Annotated in this window: 2 protein-coding genes; both read right to left on the reverse strand. The window is 49.2% G+C overall.

Annotated elements, in window-relative coordinates; translation table 11 throughout:
• Positions 1–70 precede the first annotated feature (70 nt).
• The gene (locus HWQ67_RS16530; RefSeq protein ID WP_218253788.1) at positions 71–334 is read right to left on the reverse strand and encodes a hypothetical protein; all 264 of its coding nucleotides are present in this window, start codon (positions 332–334) and stop codon (positions 71–73) included.
• 29 nt (positions 335–363) lie between these two features.
• Positions 364–2347 (reverse strand): HAD-IA family hydrolase (locus HWQ67_RS16535; protein WP_218253789.1); only part of this gene is annotated, 1984 nt, incomplete at its 5' end.

Here is a 2347-nt window from a genome sequence, read left to right on the forward strand (position 1 = left end):
GTGACCGCCCACGGAATCATGTAACCGACACTCTTATTGTTACATAACCGTTGACCCAAAATCAATATCCTTAGCGCCTTACTCTAAAGACGTAAAAAATACGCAGCCTTTTTCCAATCTTTCTCAAGGCGTCCCTCAACATATACAGGTAGTGAAAGAAATAGAAAAACCTGTGCATAACGTAAGCTGTAACAACATCTGCGATGCCCGGTGTCTTGCCGGCATATCGTCTGCTGAATAGCCCCAGCAACCTGTACAAGACAGTGATCATTATCAGTCCACTGACTGAGCATCTGTTGAGGTCATAGTTGTTTTTATAATAAGACTTGTCCATATTCTTTATGCCTGGGGTCGCCGCCCCCCCTAAAATCTCCTTAAGGCGTCAAAAATTCTGAATATAAAATTGCCTCCTGGCAATCCCAAAGACTTAACAGTACCGTATCTCCAGTTTGACCACCGAATCTTCCTCTTGAACTCTGCGGGGTTAAGCAGGATACTCTTGCTCTGTATTTCATCTACCCGCAGATTCATTACGTTTTCATAGCCGAAGTCCTCGGAGTGCTTGAGGTTCATCAGGTGGGAGAGTTCTTCCTTGTTGGGAAAGGCCACAGCTCGTTCGGCCATGGTCAGGATAAATGGCTTTATATCGTCAACGGTGTATCCCGTGAGTTTTGCCGCCTCTATAAACTGTCTGGTAAAGGCGACAGCGCCGTTTTTAATGCTCCGTATTTTTTCGTTAAACATGATTTCTTCCGCCCTGTCAGCCGAAGAGTCCTCTTTAAAGACGGGGCTTACGAGTTTACTAACGGGGTCCTGACAGTATCCCACGGTGGTCGGATGCAGCGCCCTGGCCCCCTCCTCAAACAACTCCTCAAAGCGGCTGAAGATATGCTCTGCGGGGTTGTTGTTACGTTGGTCGTAGAGTATGCCGAGGATCGTGTTTTTTTCGTAATCGAAGGCGTGCCTGATGCCGTCACAGAATCCGAGGTATATGCCATAGACGTGCGGATAATCGCCCCGCTTGCTGAAGGCATCCTGGACGAACTTCTGTATTGTGGCGTTCCAGCCGATGTCAACAAAGGCAACCGACTCGCCGTTAAAGAACCCAATCTGCCGCAGATAGCTATGTAGAAGCCTTCTGTTGCCACGGGCATACTTGATAACGCCGCGTTGGAATCGTTCATCCTGAAGCAGACTCATGAATCGCTTGTCCTGCCAGGCATTTATTGGCTGCCTCAGCTCGGTAAAGCCATGCCTGCGGGCAATTTCAAAGAACTCCTCAACGGGCAGGCCATAGACACTAAATAACGAATAAAGCCCCTCCTGCTTGGGATTAAAAAACGGCAAGACCGCCTTTTCAAAGGTAAGTCCCCGATAAACGGAGGCCAGGGCCGTAGACTTTCGCGTCAGGTACACATACTCTGCCGGCGGTATTTCTTCAGCGGTCAGGAACTCAGGGGCAGCGAGCTTAAACAGTTCATAGAAGAGCTCGCCCTCTCTGGCAAGAAAAAAGGCCTTCTTGATCTTATGCAGCTTGATGGCAGATACCACCCCGTAGACAAAGGTCGCATAGACGGGACCAAGAAACGAAAATCCGTATTGGTAAAAGAAGTCCCCAAGGCTTTCCCCTGGCCCCTCCCCCGGACGTATCATCTGCAACAGGTGCCTACCACGCCAGTAGGGGGTCTCTGCTGCAAAGCGATGGTAGGTCAGCAGGGCGTATTTTCTCTTGTGGTAATCGAGGTCAAAGAGGTGTATGGTGTTTATCCCCAGGTTTGCCGGTATCCTGAAGTCCGAGTGTGTGTTATCCCCAACATGCAGCACCCTCTCAGGGAAGGTCTTCTGAGCAAACAAGACCTGTTTGAACAACCGTCCCGAGTGCTTGCCAACCCTGCTCTCCGATGAGACGTAGATACAGTCAAAGAACTCCATGATTGCCTTGTCTTCAAATATGGCCTCTATGTATTGTCTGTCCAGGTACATGTCGGATATGGCTATTATCCGCTTCCCTGCATCTTTGAGCATTTTCAGTATATCACGGATGCCATCTTTTACATACAGGACCTTCTTTTCAACCTCGAGTTCGGTACTTATAATGGCGTCAAACAACTCCTCGTCATCACCGTCCGTCAACTCCCGTACCATCCCTCTTACGATATTGCTGTAGGAGCACTCGTAGTCCTTGCCATCGGCCAGTGAGCTGTGTCTGAGGTTTGCCTCTACCTTGTTTCTGAGGTTTGAGAAATCCACCGGTGATAGCCCCTGCTCTCTTAATTTCTTTATATTCTGGCAGGCAAAGCGGCTGACTATCTCTTTCACCTTATCCGGCGGCTCTACGATCCGCTCC

The sequence above is a fragment of the Candidatus Magnetobacterium casense genome (assembly GCF_019173545.1).
In the GTDB taxonomy this organism is placed as follows: Bacteria; Nitrospirota; Thermodesulfovibrionia; order Thermodesulfovibrionales; family Magnetobacteriaceae; genus Magnetobacterium; species Magnetobacterium cryptolimnobacter.